16 protein-coding genes are annotated in these 17142 nt (G+C 64.5%); 3 read left to right on the top strand and 13 right to left on the bottom strand.

Going from position 1 to position 17142, the window contains the following annotated elements; genetic code table 11:
- From FGL95_RS11295 to FGL95_RS11305, 3 genes are read right to left on the bottom strand one after another with little or no spacing between them, the layout of a single operon-like run.
- A complete protein-coding gene (locus FGL95_RS11295; protein ID WP_169586631.1) occupies positions 1–378 on the bottom strand; it encodes a hypothetical protein in 378 nt (125 codons plus the stop codon).
- A gap of 24 nt (positions 379–402) precedes the next feature.
- Positions 403–1965 carry a TerD family protein gene (locus tag FGL95_RS11300; RefSeq protein WP_169586633.1) on the bottom strand — a complete coding sequence of 521 codons (1563 nt, stop codon included), beginning with the start codon at positions 1963–1965 and terminating at the stop codon, positions 403–405.
- Between the two features lie 9 nt (positions 1966–1974).
- Positions 1975–3315: a TerD family protein gene (locus FGL95_RS11305; protein ID WP_169586635.1), complete on the bottom strand. Its 1341-nt coding sequence runs from the start codon at positions 3313–3315 to the stop codon at positions 1975–1977.
- 189 nt (positions 3316–3504) lie between these two features.
- Between FGL95_RS11305 and FGL95_RS11310 the strand changes: the two genes are divergently transcribed.
- From FGL95_RS11310 to FGL95_RS11320, 3 genes are read left to right on the top strand one after another with little or no spacing between them, the layout of a single operon-like run.
- Entirely contained in the window at positions 3505–4128 is a 624-nt protein-coding gene (locus FGL95_RS11310; RefSeq protein ID WP_169586637.1) for an AIM24 family protein, read from the top strand.
- Positions 4129–4135: 7 nt separating this feature from the next.
- Positions 4136–4837, top strand: a complete 702-nt coding sequence (locus FGL95_RS11315) for an AIM24 family protein (protein ID WP_169586639.1) — start codon at positions 4136–4138, stop codon at positions 4835–4837.
- Positions 4834–5592, top strand: a complete 759-nt coding sequence (locus FGL95_RS11320; RefSeq protein ID WP_169586641.1) for an AIM24 family protein — start codon at positions 4834–4836, stop codon at positions 5590–5592. Before FGL95_RS11315 ends, FGL95_RS11320 begins: the two co-directional genes overlap by 4 nt.
- Before the next feature lie 50 nt (positions 5593–5642).
- On the opposite strand, the gene FGL95_RS11325 is transcribed toward FGL95_RS11320, so the two are convergent.
- The 10 genes from FGL95_RS11325 to FGL95_RS11370 form a co-directional block, all read right to left on the bottom strand.
- A complete protein-coding gene (locus tag FGL95_RS11325) occupies positions 5643–7565 on the bottom strand; it encodes a glycoside hydrolase family 15 protein (RefSeq protein WP_240962954.1) in 1923 nt (640 codons plus the stop codon).
- A gap of 167 nt (positions 7566–7732) precedes the next feature.
- Entirely contained in the window at positions 7733–9427 is a 1695-nt protein-coding gene (locus FGL95_RS11330; RefSeq protein WP_169586646.1) for a hypothetical protein, read from the bottom strand.
- A 10-nt stretch (positions 9428–9437) separates the two neighbouring features.
- Complete coding sequence (locus tag FGL95_RS11335; RefSeq protein WP_169586648.1) at positions 9438–9851, bottom strand: hypothetical protein; 414 nt, start codon at positions 9849–9851, stop codon at positions 9438–9440.
- Positions 9848–10228, bottom strand: coding sequence for a cupin domain-containing protein (locus FGL95_RS11340; RefSeq protein ID WP_169586650.1), 381 nt, complete (start codon positions 10226–10228; stop codon positions 9848–9850). Before FGL95_RS11340 ends, FGL95_RS11335 begins: the two co-directional genes overlap by 4 nt.
- Before the next feature lie 86 nt (positions 10229–10314).
- Positions 10315–11550, bottom strand: coding sequence for a vWA domain-containing protein (locus FGL95_RS11345; RefSeq protein ID WP_338079816.1), 1236 nt, complete (start codon positions 11548–11550; stop codon positions 10315–10317).
- Positions 11543–12355 (bottom strand): HAD family hydrolase, encoded by an 813-nt coding sequence (locus tag FGL95_RS11350; RefSeq protein ID WP_169586654.1) that lies wholly within the window; start codon positions 12353–12355, stop codon positions 11543–11545. Before FGL95_RS11350 ends, FGL95_RS11345 begins: the two co-directional genes overlap by 8 nt.
- A complete protein-coding gene (locus tag FGL95_RS11355; RefSeq protein WP_169586656.1) occupies positions 12352–13464 on the bottom strand; it encodes a cysteine protease StiP family protein in 1113 nt (370 codons plus the stop codon). The genes FGL95_RS11350 and FGL95_RS11355 overlap by 4 nt, the downstream gene beginning before the upstream one ends.
- Positions 13461–14732 carry a phosphoribosyltransferase family protein gene (locus FGL95_RS11360; RefSeq protein WP_169586658.1) on the bottom strand — a complete coding sequence of 424 codons (1272 nt, stop codon included), beginning with the start codon at positions 14730–14732 and terminating at the stop codon, positions 13461–13463. Before FGL95_RS11360 ends, FGL95_RS11355 begins: the two co-directional genes overlap by 4 nt.
- Positions 14729–15886, bottom strand: coding sequence for an HpcH/HpaI aldolase/citrate lyase family protein (locus tag FGL95_RS11365; RefSeq protein ID WP_169586660.1), 1158 nt, complete (start codon positions 15884–15886; stop codon positions 14729–14731). The genes FGL95_RS11360 and FGL95_RS11365 overlap by 4 nt, the downstream gene beginning before the upstream one ends.
- Before the next feature lie 44 nt (positions 15887–15930).
- Positions 15931–17130, bottom strand: coding sequence for a hypothetical protein (locus FGL95_RS11370; protein ID WP_338079817.1), 1200 nt, complete (start codon positions 17128–17130; stop codon positions 15931–15933).
- Between the last annotated feature and the right edge of the window lie 12 nt (positions 17131–17142).

A 17142-nucleotide genomic window follows, 5' to 3' on the forward strand; every position in this document is an offset into this window, starting at 1 on the left:
TCACTTCCACGATGCGATCTTCGTGGGGATGTCGGTATTCTCGTCGGTGTGGTAACTCGCGCAGACCCGGTGGTATCCGTCTGCGATCTGCAGGGCGACATCGGATTCCAGGTCGCCGCGCACCAGCAGGATCGGTGCAAGCGCCTTGCCGTTCTCGATCTTGTCCAGGTCCGCTTGCACGTGCGGGTTGTCGGCGGGCAGCAATTGGAGCCGGGCTGCGCGGAGGATGTCCTTCGCCTTCTTGTGAAGAATCGGTGCCGACCGCAGTTGCGCGGTCAGGTGATCGACAGTCGCCCGGTCAGCCAGTAGCGCAAGGTAATCCGCTGCGGCCGGATAGTCGTGTTCGTCCGGTTCGTCTTTCCACTTGGTCTGCGGCATATCTCGGTGTACCACAACGGTCTCCTAGCGGCGGGCGAGAACGCCCATAACCTTGGCGAGGCGGTCGGTGTCGTTAGGGACCGCGTCGGGCGTGAATTCCCATTCGTTGTCTGTCCACGGGTCGAATATTTTGAGGTCCCCGACCGTCGGCAGGTGCTGACAATGCCGCGACAACGTCGAGAGTCCACCGTCGCTGGACTGAGACTCGTTGGAGCCCACGATGATCAACGACAAACGAACAGCGGGTCCAATTGCCGCAAGTCGGATGATCCGTTCGATATCGGCCGCCTGGTACCCGTGCGGGAAGTCCGACAGCACGATCACGGGCCCGGCGCCTTCGGGCGGCGCTCCTCGATCCGAGGCTGCCATCTCTTCCAGTTCGACCTCGTTGGTGATGCTTTCGAGCCAAGTCGAGATGTCCGCATGATTCCGAACGACCGGACCGAGCATGAGTCGACCCAATGGACCGGTGATGGCATCGAGCGAGCCGGTCAAGTCGACAGCGGCGAACGACGGCGTCGGCGACGACGCCGAAAGCAGACGCAACACGATCGACGAGACGACGCCCGATGCGGCACTGGGTGATTCGGTATCGATCCACAACGGTCGCAACAACGGCAGTCGGACGCAGAACGGGATGCGCAACGGACCGCGCTCGCTCACACCGACCTCGCCCAGCCGGATTCCATCACTCGGGTCGGGTGTATTGGTAAGCCACGCTGCCGAATTCCACGAAGCCAACGATCGGGGCAGCGCAGGATCTATGGTGACAAGTTCGCGGATCAAGTGGTCGGAGTCGTTGTTATGGCTCGCGGTCGCCTTGGCGACCAGCTCGTCGTAACGTTGTTGCGCGGTCGCGCGCAGCGCGTTGCCTGCGGGTGAGTTGCGGGTCGCAGGATCGGCCACTGCCGCCGAAAGCTCATCGTCGAGCCGCTTCTCAGCGTAATCGCGCGACGATTGCAGCGAGGCGGCCGACCGTGCGGCGTCCTCGAAGATCATCCACATGCGCTCGAACGCGTGGTTTCGGTCCAGCGGTTCGATGGGAATGGTCGACGTGCTGGGTGGGCGCATGACGGAATGCGTTGCGGCAGGCGCAGGTTGATCATCCACCTCGACGCCGTGGGTCGTGATGAGCTGCGCAAGCCCGCCTGCGTAACCCTGCCCGTTTGCGCGGACCTTCCACTCGTGGCCCTTGCGGTACAGCTCGAAGCACAGCACCGCCGATATGCCATTGCTCAACGGAACGTCGAATTCCGCTACGGCGGTGTTGTTTTCGTCGACCAAGCCCGCAGAGAGGCGACCGAACGTTCCGGCGCGGCTCGCAGCGGGATCGACACTCACGATGCAGAGCACCCCGGCCGCGTCGGGGGTGACCGCCGCGAGATCGATCTGCAGTCCGTCGGCTTGCAGCGCGACGCCGGGCGTGTGCGGCTTGTTGTAGAACACGAAGCCGTCAGCACTCAGCGATTCGAGATTCGGACCGACGACGAGCCCTGAAACGTCCAGCGGTGCATCACTGCTCGCGACGAATCGGAGCCGCCGTGCCCGTAGGGGCGCGTTCTGTCCGGGGACGAGGCGCTGAGTCATCTGCCGAGCCTAGGTGTGTTGCAGGAACCGGCCGAGCTGTGGCGCTGCCTCACCGGGGTGCTTGGCCTGCATGCCTTCGCCGATGGCCTGGAGCTTCCACTCGCCGCCTACCCGGTAGATCTTCGTCATGACGATGCCGGTGAACGGCATTCCGCCACCGAGGGTGTAGCGGGCCAGTTCGGAATTCGTGGTGCCGTCGACCAGGCGGCAGAACGCGTTCTGCACCTGCTCGAACGTCTGCCCCTTGTAGGACGTGACAATCAAGATGATCGTCGACACGTGCGCTGGCACGCGCGTCAGATCGATGAGGATCACCTCGTCGTCGCCCTCGCCCGCGCCGGTCAGGTTGTCGCCCTGGTGCCGGACCGAACCGTCCTTGGATGTGAGCTGGCCGTAGTAGGCGACGTCGACAATCCTGTCGTCAGCGCAGAGCACCGCCGAGGCATCGAGATCGATGTCGGGCGTGCGGTTGCCGAACATGCCCTTGGTCTTGACCGGGTCCCAACCGAGGCCCATCGTGAGCAGCGTCAGGGCGACGTTTCCCTCCTTGCGGAGCGTGACCTTCTGCCCCTTCTGGAGGCTGACCGGGCGACCCTTCTGCAGGTTGACCTCGCCGCTGCGCGCCGCCGGTGGCTGTTGCTGAGCCGGGGGCTGCTGATAGGCAGGCGGTTGCTGCGGTGGCGGCGGCTGTTGGTAGGCAGGCGGCGGGGGAACGTAGACGGGGTTCGGCGGCGGTGGGGCGTTGTACGCCGGTGGCGGCGGTTGGTAGGCAGGCGGCTGGGGCGGCGTGTACGCCGGTGGGGCGGGCGGCGGCGGAGTGTAGGCCGGGGGCGGCGGCGCTGGGGCGTCGTCGACGGAGACTCCGTGATCGGTGACCAGCGCAGCGAAACCGCCCGCATAGCCCTGCCCGACCGCGCGGACCTTCCATGCCCCGCCACGGCGATACAGCTCGATGGCGATGACGATCGACTCCGTCGTCAGGCCGTCGATTCGGTAGTCGTACAACGCATTTCCAGCACCGTCACTGACCCTTGCGGATGGTGGAGCGGAGCGGCCGAAGCTGCTCGACGCGTCCTCGAGGGTGATGACGGCACGAATCTGATCGATATCTGCGGGAACCTGGTTCAGCGAGATCGCCAGTGATGCAGGCTGACCAGGCGCACCTGGCTGAAGCCGAACGCCAGGACCGGTCGGCTGGTTGAAGAAGACGAAATCGGCATCGGACCGAACCTTGCCGTTCTCCTTCACCAGGAGCGCCGAGAGGTCGGCGGGGGCCGTCAGTTGGACGGAGACGACGACGTCGTTGACGGCGATCGGACCGTTCTGACCTTTGGTGAGCGGTGCTGACAAGGTGATGACCCTTCACTATGTGGGCGCGGCCGTTCCAAACCAAGGATGGTGCTTCCTGCCACTGTACGAGAGGCGGCCGCGGGGAGGCGAGAGCAGCCGCGTTAACTACACCGCCTTCGCGCGCGATGATCGGTTAAGGTTTCCGCGAGCGAGCAGGTCCGGGACCCGCCTCAACCCGAAAGAGCAGGTATGGGACAACTACTCGAGAAGTCGAAAAAGGTCGTCGAAGCCCAATTATCCGGAACGACGATCCGTGCAATCAGCGGTTCGATGGTGGCCTACGAAGGCAACGTCACCTTCAAGTCGGCAGGGTTCGGCGGCGGCGCCGGCATCCTCGCCGGGCTCAAGCAGAAGGCGACGGGCGAGTCCCTGACTCTGATGGAATGTACCGGCAACGGCCGGGTCTACCTCGCGGTCCAGGGCCAGCACGTCACCGTCATCAATCTGAACAACGAGACGCTGCAAGTCGAGTCGAGGCAGTTACTCGCACTGAACGGCAACCTGCAGACGAATGTGACGTTCGCCGGGCTTCGTGGAGCATCGGCGGGTCAAGGCCTGTTCACGACAACGGTGACGGGGCACGGTCAGGTCGCGTTGCTCTCGGCTGGCGGACCGCTGATCCATCTCGAAGTGTCGCCGCAGTACCCGTTGGTCGTCGACCCGGACGCTTTCGTCTGCGCGAAAGGCAATTTGCAGCAATCGTTCATCACCGATGTGTCCTGGCGAACCGTCGTAGGGCAAGGCAGCGGCGAAGCGTTCTCCTTGCGCTACGAAGGCCAAGGCGTGGTGTCCATTCAACCGGCAGAACGGTAGCGGTCGGATGTCTTTTCAGAAGGTCAATTCGAAGGTCGTCAAGGTCAACGTCGGGCAGGTGGGCGGCGTCGTCGCACGTACCGGCGCGATGCTTTTTTACACCGGCCAAGTCGGGTTCTCGCCCCACCAGGTACCCGGTGCTGCCCAGATGGGCGGCATGGGTGGCCTCGCCCGGATGGCGGGCCGCATGATGCAAGGCGAGCACGAAGCCACGATGATCGCCCAAGGCAACGGCGAGGTGCACTACGGCTTCGCCGGTCTCGAGGTCCATATCGTCGAGCTTCAGCAGGGCGCGTCCTTGAAGGTGGAAGCCTCACGGCTGCTTGCCAATACCGCGGGACTGCAGAGCTCGGTCGTTTCGGTGATGAGTCAGAGCGGTGGCGGACGCGGTGGCGGCTTGATGGGCAGCCTGCGCGGTGCCGCGAGCGGTGCGCTGACCGGTCAGGGCATGTTCACCACACAGCTGTCGGGTTTCGGCGCAGCAGTCTTGCTCGCACACGGTGGGCTGATCGAGTTGCAGGTCGGCGGTCCGGCGCCGGTGGTCGTCGACCCGCAGGCGTTCGTCGCGGCGTACGGAAACGTGACGACCGAGTTGAAGACTGCATTGAGCTGGCGTGACGCGGTCGGCCGCGGAGCAGGCGAGGCTATGCAATTGCAGTGTGTCGGACAGGGAGTCGTGTTCGTGCAGGCCTCGGAGGAGAAGCTATGAGTGTGATTCTGAATCCGCAGACGCTCGTCGGGGACGACAATATTCCCGACAACAGCTACGCCTACAACATCGACCTCCAGTCGCCGTGGTTCATCCGCAAGGGCGCGATGATCGCGTACTACGGCCAGATGGAGTTCCGATCGCTGACCCACGGACTGCAGGGCGGCGTGCTGCAGATGGTCTCGCAGCAGTTCTCCGCTCCGCTGTATACCGGTGACTACGCGGTCGCGGAAGGCTTCGGCAAGCTGATCATCGGCGACCGTGGCTACGACATCAACTCCTACGACCTCGACGATGGCAACCTGACCATCCGGGCCGCGAATCTCCTTGCGTTCCAACCAGGTCTGTCGTTGAACCAGTCGATCGTTCCCGGCTTCCTGACGCTCATCGGGACGGGGAAGTTCCTGGCGTCGTCGAACGGTCCGGTCATGTTCGCCGAGCCACCGCTGCGCGTCGACCCGGAAGCATTGGTCGGCTGGGCGGATTGCCCGTCGCCGAGCCATCACTACGACCAGGGCTGGATCACCACCTTCCTCGCCGCCGGTGCCGCGCGCTTCGGCGTCAACTCCGGGGAGGAGCGCCAGTTCGACTTCACCGGTGCCGGAACGGTTTTGATTCAGTCGAGCGAGAAGATCCTCGACGACAGCATGGTCGTTCGGACCATCGAGGGCCAGCTCCACGGCATCACACCCGTTGGGCTGCAACGCCTGAGTTCGGTCATCGCCAGTCAGATGGGCCAGCAGCAACGCTACTGAGTCGTGAGTCTTTTCGGAGTCCATAGACTCCGAAAAGACTCACGAGGGTGTTAGTGGGCCGGCTTGAATTCGCCCAAGTCAGCGCCTTGTTCCGCGCGGATCACATGCACGACCGCGTTGATCAGGGCGAGGTGCGTGAACGCCTGCGGGAAGTTGCCGAGGTGGCGGCCCGTCTTCGTGTCGATCTCCTCGGCATAGAGCTTCAGTGGGCTGGCGAAGCTGAGCAGCCGTTCGCACAGTTGCTTCGCGCGGACCACCTCGCCGATCTCGACGAGCGCCGACACCAACCAGAACGAGCAGATGGTGAATGTGCCCTCTTCGCCGACGAGACCGTCGTCGGTCTCCTCGACCTTGTAGCGCAACACAAGTCCGTCGACCGTCAGTTCGTCGGCGATCGCCAGGACGGTCGCCCGGACCCGCGGATCGTCGGGCGGCAGGAAGCGAACCAACGGAATCATCAGGTTCGCCGCGTCCAGCGCGTCCGTGCCGTAGTACTGCGTGAAGACGCCACGCTTGTCGAGACCGTTGGCCAGAATGTCGGCCTTGATCTCGTCTGCGATGGCGGCCCACTGCTTGGCGTATTCCTTCTCGCCGTGCATCACTGCGAGCTTGGTGCCACGGTCGAGCGCGACCCAGCACATCATCTTCGAGTTGGTGAAGTGTTTCGGCTCGCCACGGACCTCCCAGATGCCGCGATCAGGCTCCTTCCAATGCGTGATCGCCTTCTCGACCTGCTTTTTCAAGATCGGCCACAACGCCTCCGGCACATGCTCGCGAGAGCGCACGTGCAGGTACACCGAGTCGAGCATCGCGCCCCACACGTCGTGCTGCTTCTGGTTGTAGGCACCGTTGCCGATGCGGACCGGTCGGGCGTCCTCGTAGCCGCGGAGGTGGTCGAGCTCGCTCTCCTCCAACTCCATTTCGCCGCCGAGGCTGTACATGACTTGGAGGTCCGCGTCCTGGGTGACGTCGGAAATGAAGTGGAAGAAGTTGTTGGCCTCACGGTCCAGGCCGAGGGTGTACAGACCCCACAGGGCGAACGTGGAGTCGCGCACCCATGCGTAGCGGTAGTCCCAGTTGCGCACGCCGCCAGGGGTTTCCGGCAGCGATGTCGTCGACGCCGCCATCAGCGCGCCGGTCGGGGCGTAGGTGAGGCCCTTCAGAGCGAGGGCACTCTGCTGCAGGTAGCTCCGCCACGGGTGGTCCGGGAATTTGCCGACTGTGATCCATTGGCGCCAGAACTCGGAGGTCTGCCACATCTTGTCGTCGGCGTCCTGCTGCGACGTCGGCGACGGATTCGGCGACCAGCTCAGCGCGACGAACGCCTCCTGACCTTCGGTCATCCGCGTCCGTGCGAGCGCCGCGCGGCCTTCGATGCCGAGCCGCAGATTCGTGTTCAGTCGCAGCGTCGGGTGGACCGACCCGAGCGGCGTCTCTTTGTTGATCCGGACCCGGTCGACGCTGCCTTCACACGTTGCGGTGGCCTCCTCGTAGGCCTCGCCGGTGTACTCCCACTTCGTCGGTTTGCGGGCGTAATCGAACGCAGGCTCACAGGTGACTTCGACCTCGACGACTCCGCTCACACATTTGATGGTGCGGAGCAGGGTGTGCTCGGCATCCCAGTCGGTGGGTGCACGGCGATGGGTCTTCGACCTGCGATCGGAGTTGTGCCACCGGCCCATGACCAGCGCGTCTGTGACCACCAGCCAGCCGGTCTCGGTCTGCCACGTGGTCTCGACGATCAGCCCGCCGGGTTGGTAATGGCGAGCCGAAGGAACGAATTGCCCGTACGGACCGACGCGGAAGTGCCCGGCACCGCGGTCGAGGATCGCGGCGAAGATGCTCGGTGTGTCCGGACGCGGAATACACATCCATTCGACGGCGCCGCTCGGAGCGATGAGGCAGGTCGTTTCGCAGTCGGAGAGGAATGCGTAATCGTCGATTGGAGGGAACGGGCTGCGAATCGATTGCATCGCTCCGAATGAGCGGGGTGCCGCCGCGAGGTCGGCTCCCTGGCCGTTGTCGGATACCGAGGCGACAGCGGGTTCTTTGTCGGTCGTCGTCATCCACACATCATTGCGGTCGGAGCGTATCGGTGTCCGGCGATTCGCTGGCAAACCGGAGTTCTTCGAGCTGCCGGCTACGACAACCGCCATTCGATCGGTCGGCTCGGGTCCGGCTCGAAACTGCAGACCCGTCCGGTCCGGACGGCGTCCCGCAGCAGTCGTGCGAAGGTCGGGTCTTGCTGGGCAATGCGGTCGAGAGCGGCTGAGATCGCTTTGCGTACGGCGACTCTCGCGCGTTCGGAGTTCGACAGTGCCACGCGGCCTCGCCCGCCGAGCCCAGCGGCGGCCGCGAGCTGGTCGAGCAAGGCGTCGCGCTCCAGTTCCAGCCTCGCCGCGCGTTCGGTATCCGACCACGCTGACGCCTCGGCGATCTCCTCGTCGAGGTCCGCCAGTCGTCGCCGATATGCGCTCTTGGCGGCTGCGTCGAGGACTTCACCGGCGTCCGAGTCGACGAGGGCAGTGCCGCTGTGGCCCTCGACCACCGCTGTCAGGTCCAGTGCCGAAATTTCCTTGCCCGCGTTGCCGACAAGTTCGCGCAGGTAACGAAGTCCCTTCGAATCGCGTAGGACGCAAGACGATCCGTCGTAGCCGACGATCCAGAGGTCGCCGCCGGTCGCACGGAGGTGCACCACCCGCGACAGCGCTGACCGTTGGACGGTCGGTTCGCCGAGTCGCTCGAGCCACCACACGGCGCCGAGGCGTCGATACTCGTCGGCGGCCGCTGCACGATACCGGGCGGCGTCGTCGGTACGGCCCAAGGCGGCACTGGCTCGATAGAGCACGTCCGACACGACTCCATGGAACATGACCGCACCTGCGTCGATAATTGCGCGTCCGGAATACGGTGCGAGCAGCCCGATTCCACGGTCGAGCAGGTCGGTCCGGCCGACTTTGGTTGCAGTCCAGACGAGTAACGCAACGGTCGGCAGCCAATCGACATCACGTGCAAGGTCAGGAATCGTATCCGTCGTGAGACGATCGAGAACCGTGCCTGCTCGAGCGAGATCGCCTGCGTAGCAGAACAAGTTGGAGCCAACTGCTGCGATGATCGGGACCCCGGTAGCCAGGCCGTGTTCGCAGTGCTGGGCAGCTTCGTCCGCGAGCGCAGCGGTGTCGCTCGTCTGCACCGCCAAACCTGCATGCAAACAATGAGTTACGGCCTCCAGATCGACAACTTCGGCGGCCGCGCCGGACCGAAGGGCGGTCTCTGCGAGTCGCCTGGCCGTGTCGACATCCCCGGTGACCAAGGCGTGCACTGCGCCGCGGGAATCGGCGAAAAACCGTACGAGAGGCGAATCCGTTTCGATAGCAAGGGAATCGAGCACGCGAAGCTGGCGGGCGACCGCGAGTCCGTCGAGTGATTCCAACGACACGGTCAGGCGCCACATGCTCGCCATCATCCGCGCATGAACGTCGTCGAGATGGGCTGCCACATCGGACAGTCGTTCGGTGATAGCCCGGCGCTCGGCGAGCTGGTCAGGACCCCACGTCGCGAGGAGGGCGGCCTCCAGTGCGTCGGCCAGAATGGCGGGGTCGGCGATCCGCTCGGCCAGGTCCACCGCTTCCGCAGCAAACCTGGTCGCGCGGTCCGCCTCGCCGCCGTACACCCAGGACCGGACCAGTGCGGCGGCAACGCGGGCGCGCGTTCGATCGTCGGTCGCGGTCGCGTAGACGGTATGCAGTTGCGCGGCGACGCGGCCGGGGTGGGCACCCCACTGCTGCTCACGGACTCGCCGCAGTAGCTCCTCGACGTCGACAGAATCTGCCACGTCGATGATCCTATGGCCGGATCAGCGTCACCGCCCGTGCATGTTCGGCCCGCCGCGCGCGGTCCCAGTCGCCGGTGCAATACACCGAGAGGTCCGTGATCTCGCCGTCGACGACGACTGCCCACATGAGCTCGCGGCATGTCCAATCCTCGCCGCCGCTGGACCAGCTTTCGGTCAACTCGAGGACGAAGCCGCTCGGCGTCGGCTCCCACCTCGTGGCCCGCGCGCTGCCGAGATCGGGGTGGGTGGTGGTGCGGAGGGCGACGACATCGTCATGACCACGAGCTTGAATGCGCCACAAGGGAATAGTGAGGTCGCAGAACGCGTCTGCGGCGAACAATCCGTCGGCCGCCTCGCCGGTCTCGAGAAACGCGATCACGTCGTGCACGAGTTGTTCGTTCGTCTTCACGGCTGCAGTGGTCATGACGCACTCTCCATCATGCTCATGTTCTGCGCGAGAACAGCGTTCGTCTTCGCCAGCTCGTCGGTCGGGCTGAATTCGACGACCTCGGTGCCCGCCGTGACGATCGGGGTGTGGCCGGGACGACCGTAGAACGCGTCGCCCGCGTTGTAGACCTCGTCGTGGTCGGCGTATCTGAAGGTCACGCTGCCGGTGAGGACCACGCCCCAATGCGGGCATTGGCAACGATCGTCAGGCAGACCGCGGAACAACGGCGCTGGATCGGCGTCGGCGTGAAAATTTGCGAAGCTGACCGTGTACTCGCCCAGTTCGGCTTCGCGGCTCGTGATCTGGGGCGCGTCCATCGTGACCGGCGCTTCCGACTTGCTTACCCGTGGCATTGCTCTCGTCCAATCCGTTCGTGGGGCTCGCGGCGTGCGTGCCCTTCACAAAGAAGGCGTGAGTTTCGACGGAACAATGTGACGTTTCACCCTGTGACGCCGGCACCTCGCGCAGCACGGAGCCAATCGGGGAATTCGCTGAGCAGGCGACGGTAGAGCTCGGTGTCGTCGATACGGTCGATGTCGTCGACTGCGAAGAAGCCCGCATTGTCGACCACTCTGCCGTCCATCTCGTCGAGTTGGATGAGTACGCCGTAGTTGGCATTCCCGAGCCCGATGAACTGCCAGAACGCCGGGAGCGACGACGCCTGTTGGATCAGGCGGGTGATCTCGGCGCGCTTGCTGAAGCCGCCGTCGGTGAAGAACAGCACCAGCGTCGGGTTTGCATCACCGCGTCGCACAGTCGAGATGATGTGATCCATGATCGGGATTTCGTCGTTCAACCCGCCGATGCTGCGGTAATCGATACCCTCGTGCACCCCGTTCAGGTGCAGGTACGTGTCCGACCACTGCTCCACCTCGTGGACCGCGATGTCGGGCAGCCGCGCAAAGCTCTTGGCGTAGAGGTACGGCTCGATCTGGCCGTCGTCGTCGATCTGGGTCGCGACCGGAACCATGCGCTCGACGACTCGATGCACCACGCGCTGCTTGTACAGGCGATTCATACTGCCGGTCTTGTCGATGACGACGATGACGCGGGCGCGAACGCCCGCCGCTCCGCCTTTGTGCAGAACCTCGGCAACGACTCGCTTACGCAGATTCAGCTTCTGCCGCTTCTCGAGCGACAGCTTCGCCTCGTCCGGAACCGTTCTTACAGTCGGGGTTTCGGCGGGCTCGTCGTCGACCGAAACGCCATGATCAGTGACGAGGGCTGCGAATCCACCTGCGTAACCCTGGCCGACGGCCCGCACCTTCCAGGCGTCGCCGCGGCGGTAGATCTCGACGGCGATCACAATGGATTCGCTGCTCAATCCGTCGATTCGATACTCGTACAACAGATTTCCCGCCGCATCGGCGACGCGAGCGGTCGGCGCTGCCGAGCCGCCGAAAGTAGCTGCCGTGTCGGCGAGGGTGATGACGGTCCGTACCTGATCGATGTCGCCGGGTACCTGGTCGAGTGCCAGCGATAGTGCGCCGTCGTGCAGGCGCGCACCCGGGGCCGTCGGCTGGTTGAAGAACACGAAGTCGTTGTCGGAGCGGACTTTTCCGTCCGCCTTGACCAGAAGGGCGGAGAGGTCGGCAGCTGCGGTCAACGCGACGGTCACGATGATGTCGTTGGTGGCGAGGGCACCGTTCTGGCCCTTGGTGAGCGAGCTAGGCACGGTCGGCGAACCACCGGACGATCTCTTCGCCCGCATCGACGCCGCTGCGATCGGTCAGGGCGACGGTCGGGTATTGCCAGTTCAGTGCCTCGAGTTCGCCGTGCCGTGGGCGGATACCGGCATCCGCGGCCATCAACATCTCGGCGTCCAATGCTCCGTCGCCCGCTGCCACGACTGTCGCGCTGGCGTCGAGCCGTCCTTCGGCGATCAATCGCTTTCGAACCTCGGCGACGGCACGGCTCTTGCACACCGTCGACGGCATCGAGTAGATCTTGCGACCTTGCTGCGAGGCGGCCCAGCCGTGGTCGGCGCACCAGGTTCCCCACTCGGTGAGGAAGCTCGGTGGCAATCGGTCGAGTTGGACGACGAGGTAGCAGAACAGGTCGTCGGCGATGCGGAACTTGTCGACCCACTCGTCGCTGATGCGCGACTGCAGTTCGGCGGCGACCTCGGCGAGCGAGGCACCGGCTGCACGGGTGGCATCGATAACGGCACCGAGCCACTCGGGATCCGGCGTCCCATCGACGAGGATATTGCCGCCGTTGCTCGTGATCGCGTAGCGCCACGGCTCACCGGGAAGATGAATTCGCTTGAACTGAGCGATGGTTCGGGTGGTCGTCGGAATGAGCGGGGTCTGTGCGGACACCTCTGCGAGCAGATCCGCCGCTGCGACGGTCATGAAGGAGACCGGCTTGTGCTTGGCGAGTTCGACGCAACGCAGGTCGGCCGTAGAGGGTGCGGCCTTCAGGGCTGCCTTCGAATAGATCATGGTGCGATCGAGGTCGGTCGCGATCAGCGTCTTCATTCGAGAATGTCCTTCACGAGGCCCATGCACGAGTAGGCGAGGTCCGGGACCTCGTCGACAGGAACACCGCGCGCCTGCGCCAGCATTCGAATGTGTGCGTGTTCTGGCGCGTCGGCGTCTCGGACGAGAACGCGCCACGGTACGCGACGCAACAGCACTCGCGTGGTTTCGCCGACGCCGGGCTTGACGAAGTTGACGGTCGAGATGCCGTACTCCGCGCGGACCTTCTCGACCGAGCGCCAACCGGCCCAGGTCGGCGTGCGGTCTGTGGCGAGGAGGGTGGCGAGTTCGGTCGGAACCTGTTTGCGCACAGCAGGAAATGCGGCGGTGACGGTGTCGAGCAAGTAGTTCGAGACGTCGTCACCGGCGAGTTCGCGATAGAACTTTGCGCCATGGAACTCGCCCGGACCGATCACGGTGTCGTTGAGCACCGTGCGTGAAACCAGCCCGGACACAGTGGAATTGAGGCATGCAGACGCGATGAGGAAGTCGTCGCGGGTTCCGTAGGTGGTCACGCAATAGCCCGGATCGGCCAGCACGGCGAGGTCGTCGTTGAACGACGCACCGCCGGCGGCTCGGTATTCTTCCAGCGCCGCTGTGAGTTCCTTGGCGATGGCGCCCTTGCCGGTCCAGCCGTCGACGAACACAATGGTCGACGGATCATGATGGCGAGCAAGGTAATCCAACGCGGCGGCGTCGATTCCGCGGTCGCGGACGATGGACACGGCGTAGTGGGGGAGGGTCAAGCCGCGTTCGGCCTGTGCCCAGCGCCGCATGAGCACCCCGATGGGAGTGCCCGCGCGAGCCAAGGAGACGAGGACGACGTCGTGGCCGCGCTCGCGCAGAACCAGTTCGGTCACCACCCCGACCGCCAGCGCCAGTCGCTCGGCGCTGGTCTGCAACACCGTGTCGAACAGCTCACGATATGCCGCATCGGGCTGGAACTCGATCGGCAGTGACTCCGCGTAATGCGCCTCGCCGGACTGAATCCGCTTCTCGCGGTAAGTGATATCGGCTTCGAGCTGATAGTCCGAGAGGTCCTTGAGCAACCACGTCACTTCATCGGGTGCATACGAGCCGAACTGTGGACCGTTGAGCGGCTGCGTCATTGGGCAATCCTTCGCGAATCATGCAACGCCACGACATCGGCGCCGGTAACCACGGCGACCACGACATCGCCGCCTGAGGCGGTGAGCACATCGACCAGCCCGCCGTCGGCGGTCAGCGCCGGGGTGTCGGCTGGCTCGTCGATCACCACGACGATCAGCGGATCGACTTCCGACGTGTGCGCGTTGTACAGGAACCTTGGTGCATCCGGATCGAGTTCCGGTGCGGTGAAACGGAATCCGCGCCGCAGCGGATAGCCCGGCACGTCACGAACGTAGGCCGGCGAGCGCGTCGTCGTCTGAAATGTGACTTCGTGCCCGGATTTCGAGAGAGCGTCCGCCAGTCGTAGCGGGAGGTACATCAACTCTTCGTGACCGACGACCACAAGCGGACGGGCCGGCAAGTATTTCGCGAGTTCTACTGCGGCGGAATCGATTGCGCGGTCGAACGCGTCGCTGTCTGATCGCAGGAAGCCGTGGCGTCCGCCGTCGGGAACTGTCGAGGGCCAACTCAATTCGACCCGCGAAATCGTTCCTCGGACCTCGGCGCGCGGGTTCAGCACCGGATCGGGCAGCGCGGCGACGGCGTCGGTCAGGCCATCCGGCAAGACTGCGTGACCGGTTGCCAGGCTGACGAATTCGATGACGGTGCCGAGCTCGTCCGCGGCAGCGGCGGTGGCCTCGCGGTGGCGCTCTGTCCGCATATCGACCAACGATGCGACAACGTAGCGACTACGCCGGTCGTGTGCGTGCAACGACCGTATCGCATCGATTGCCGTTGCGCCGGTCGATATTTCGTCGTCGACCAGCACAAGCGGGTGATCGTTTGCGAACAGGTCCGGCGACGTCGGCATCAGCAGATGGCTCGTCGCGTGCGAGTGCCCTTCCTCGAACGCAGCATGCACCGATGCGTCGGCAACCGCGCGTCGCGTCGAATGCAGATAGCACTGCGCGCCGATGCGAGCAGCGACACAATGGCCGAGTCCTGTTGCCGTTTCCGCGAATCCGAGGACGACGACATCACCCACATCCGGTCCGAGTGCGTCGACGACGAGGTCGCCCAATGCATTGCCTGCGCCGATCACCGCATCGGGCGGGGTCGGAATGTGTTTCCCGAGCACCGTCGAGACGAGCAGGTGCGCGCGTTTCGGGTTGCGTCGCAGCCCGGGAAGGACCAACTCTGGGACCGTGGCGCTGATCGATGATCCGGAGTCGACCAGTTCGAAGCCGAGTTCGCTGGTCGCCCAGGGTGTTGTGGCCGAACGCGTCACCGGTCGACCAGTGCAGTCAGCAGATCGACGAACGTCACACCCTTGTTGGTCACGCCGAAAACCCTGGCGCGCAACAGTGTTTGTTCGGCCCAGCTGCGGTGCGGCTTCGTTTCGTTCATCTTGTTGCGATAGCCCGACGCTTGAGCTCCGCCGGAAGCGGCGCCGACGATGTCCTGCGCGTCGTGAAACTCCTCGTGCGTGACTGCAGACAACGCGTTCACAGCTGCGACGTGCGACGGATGGATGACCGTCTTGCCCTGGATACCGTTGGCGCGGTCCAGCGCGATCTCGCGAAGCAAACCGTCGAGGTCGCGGCTCACCAAGTGCTGCCGGAAGCGGACGGCATCGTGCTCGACGAACGGCGTCGCACGCAGCATGGGCCGGAACATGCGCTCGTGGTCGGCGAAGTACTCCCAGACCGGTCCGGTGATGACGAAGCCAGTGCCGTCGGACCGGCCGAGGTAGTTGACGATGCCGGCGATCACGTCCGCCACGACGCGCACGTCGTAGATCGTGAGGTCGCGGTCGCGGCGGATACCGAAGGTTCCGCACATGTCGGTCGCGCCGATACGGACCGCCAACACGCGGTCGCGGTGCTCGGCGAGCAGTAGCGCGATCTCACGAAGTTCGTGATCCCGCGTCTCGCGGTGCACGAGTTCCGGTGACTCGAGGACCGGCATCGCGTACAGATGCTTACCCAGCAATTCGGAAGCTGACGCGATCTCCTGAAGGAACTTGCCGCCTGTTTCGCTGTTGAACTTGGGGATGACGAACCCGGTCAGCGCGCCGACGCCCGTCGTCAGGCGCTCGGCGATCGATCGAATTGCGTCGGCGGTCCGCACGCGGACGAACAGCAGAACCTCGGCAGCGTCGGTCCCTGCGAGCGTGTCCAGCGATGCGATCGCATTCGTCATCGCGTCGTCGACCTGATGATCGGCGACGGCGTCCTCGAGGTCGATCACCATCGAGCACACGCCTTCGGCCGCGCGTTTGCGCACCGCGTCGACAAGGTCCGGCCGGGTCGCCGGAACATAGAGCGTCGCGCCGAGTGCGACCGCTAGCAGCCGACGATCGGTACGGTCGTCGAATTGTTCAGGCACGTGCAGAAACAGTTCCTGCTTGCGCGCTGCTTCGAGTTGTCGAAAATGTTTCAAGCTGCGCTCTTTCCTACGGCCGCGTGTGCGGTGCTCCGCGCGTTCTACTGTGACCCGGTTTGCTTCTTCATCCGTTGGACCACACCCGAAATGAATGTCTTGACGGCATCGAGGCCGGTAACGTACGCCCAATAATCGGGGTGCCTACCGTTAAGCCCACCGGCGATGCGGTCTATTCGATCGAGCTGTGCGTCGAGTACTGACCCCCATTCCGACGTCAACCCTCGACTTACTGCAAGCATCTGCGCGTCACGCAGCCGGAAGCGGACCTCGTTCTCTTTCGCTTTCGGGTTGTCGCGGACCTCCCGGAGCAACACAAGTCTATCCGTGACTGCGTCGACGTGCTGTTCGGCGCTGCTCAGATGCGCACGAACCGACGCCGTGAGTTCGAGGGCAAGATCCGGATTTCCTGAGGTCAGAGCAGTGGTCGCCTGCTCGAGCTTGGCTTCGGCCGCCGCGATCTCCCGACGGCTGGCAGCCTCGTTCCCTGACACGTCCGACGAACTCGCCGCGTTGAACTCCCGCAGCAACGCCGAGTACGCGGGGGCGAGTCCCTCGGCGCGAGTTCGGGCAGCAGCCATTCGGGTCTGCACCGAACTCAGTGCCTTCTTCGCGTCCTGCGCCCGCGTGGGCGCCGCCGAAATTGCGTCGTCGAGGGCGGTGACCGCCGACCGAACTCGAGCAGCAGCCTCCCGTTTGGCATTGGCGCTGCCTGCTGTTTCGAGAGCGACGACGGCATCGACGAGCGCGCTCCTCTTCGACTGCACCGACGGGTACTCGAGGTAAGCCGAAGCTTCCCCAGCGAGACGCGCCATCACTGTGTCGGCGGCGGTGTGAGCTTGCGCGACCACTGCGGGGACTGCAGCCAGAGTCGATGAAGCGTTGTCGAGCTGGGGGCGATGAGCGTCGTAGAACTGGTCGACCGCATGTGCGGCGTCGGCCAGTTGCCGAATCGTCAGATCGAGTTCACCGGGCGGCCGTCGCGTCGGGGTCGGCGTTTGAGCTTGCTCGGTCACGGCTAGATACGCCGCGGACGCCCGATAGCAGAGCTGCGCAACGGGGTCCCAGAGTTGACGCATCCTGCGCTCGGGAAACAGCTGATCGGACGCCTGCACCGCGGACTCGACCGCCGATTGCCGTTTGTCCATGTCGAGGAAGGCCGCCGTCAGCGCATCCAGTGCGCTGCGGTCCGGCGCTAGGTTGCGGGACCGTCGAAACAGTCGGCCCGGCCATTTGCTCGTCACCGCAAAATCGTA

Origin of the sequence: Antrihabitans stalactiti (assembly GCF_012932915.1) — a bacterium.
In the GTDB taxonomy this organism is placed as follows: Bacteria; Actinomycetota; Actinomycetes; order Mycobacteriales; family Mycobacteriaceae; genus Antrihabitans; species Antrihabitans stalactiti.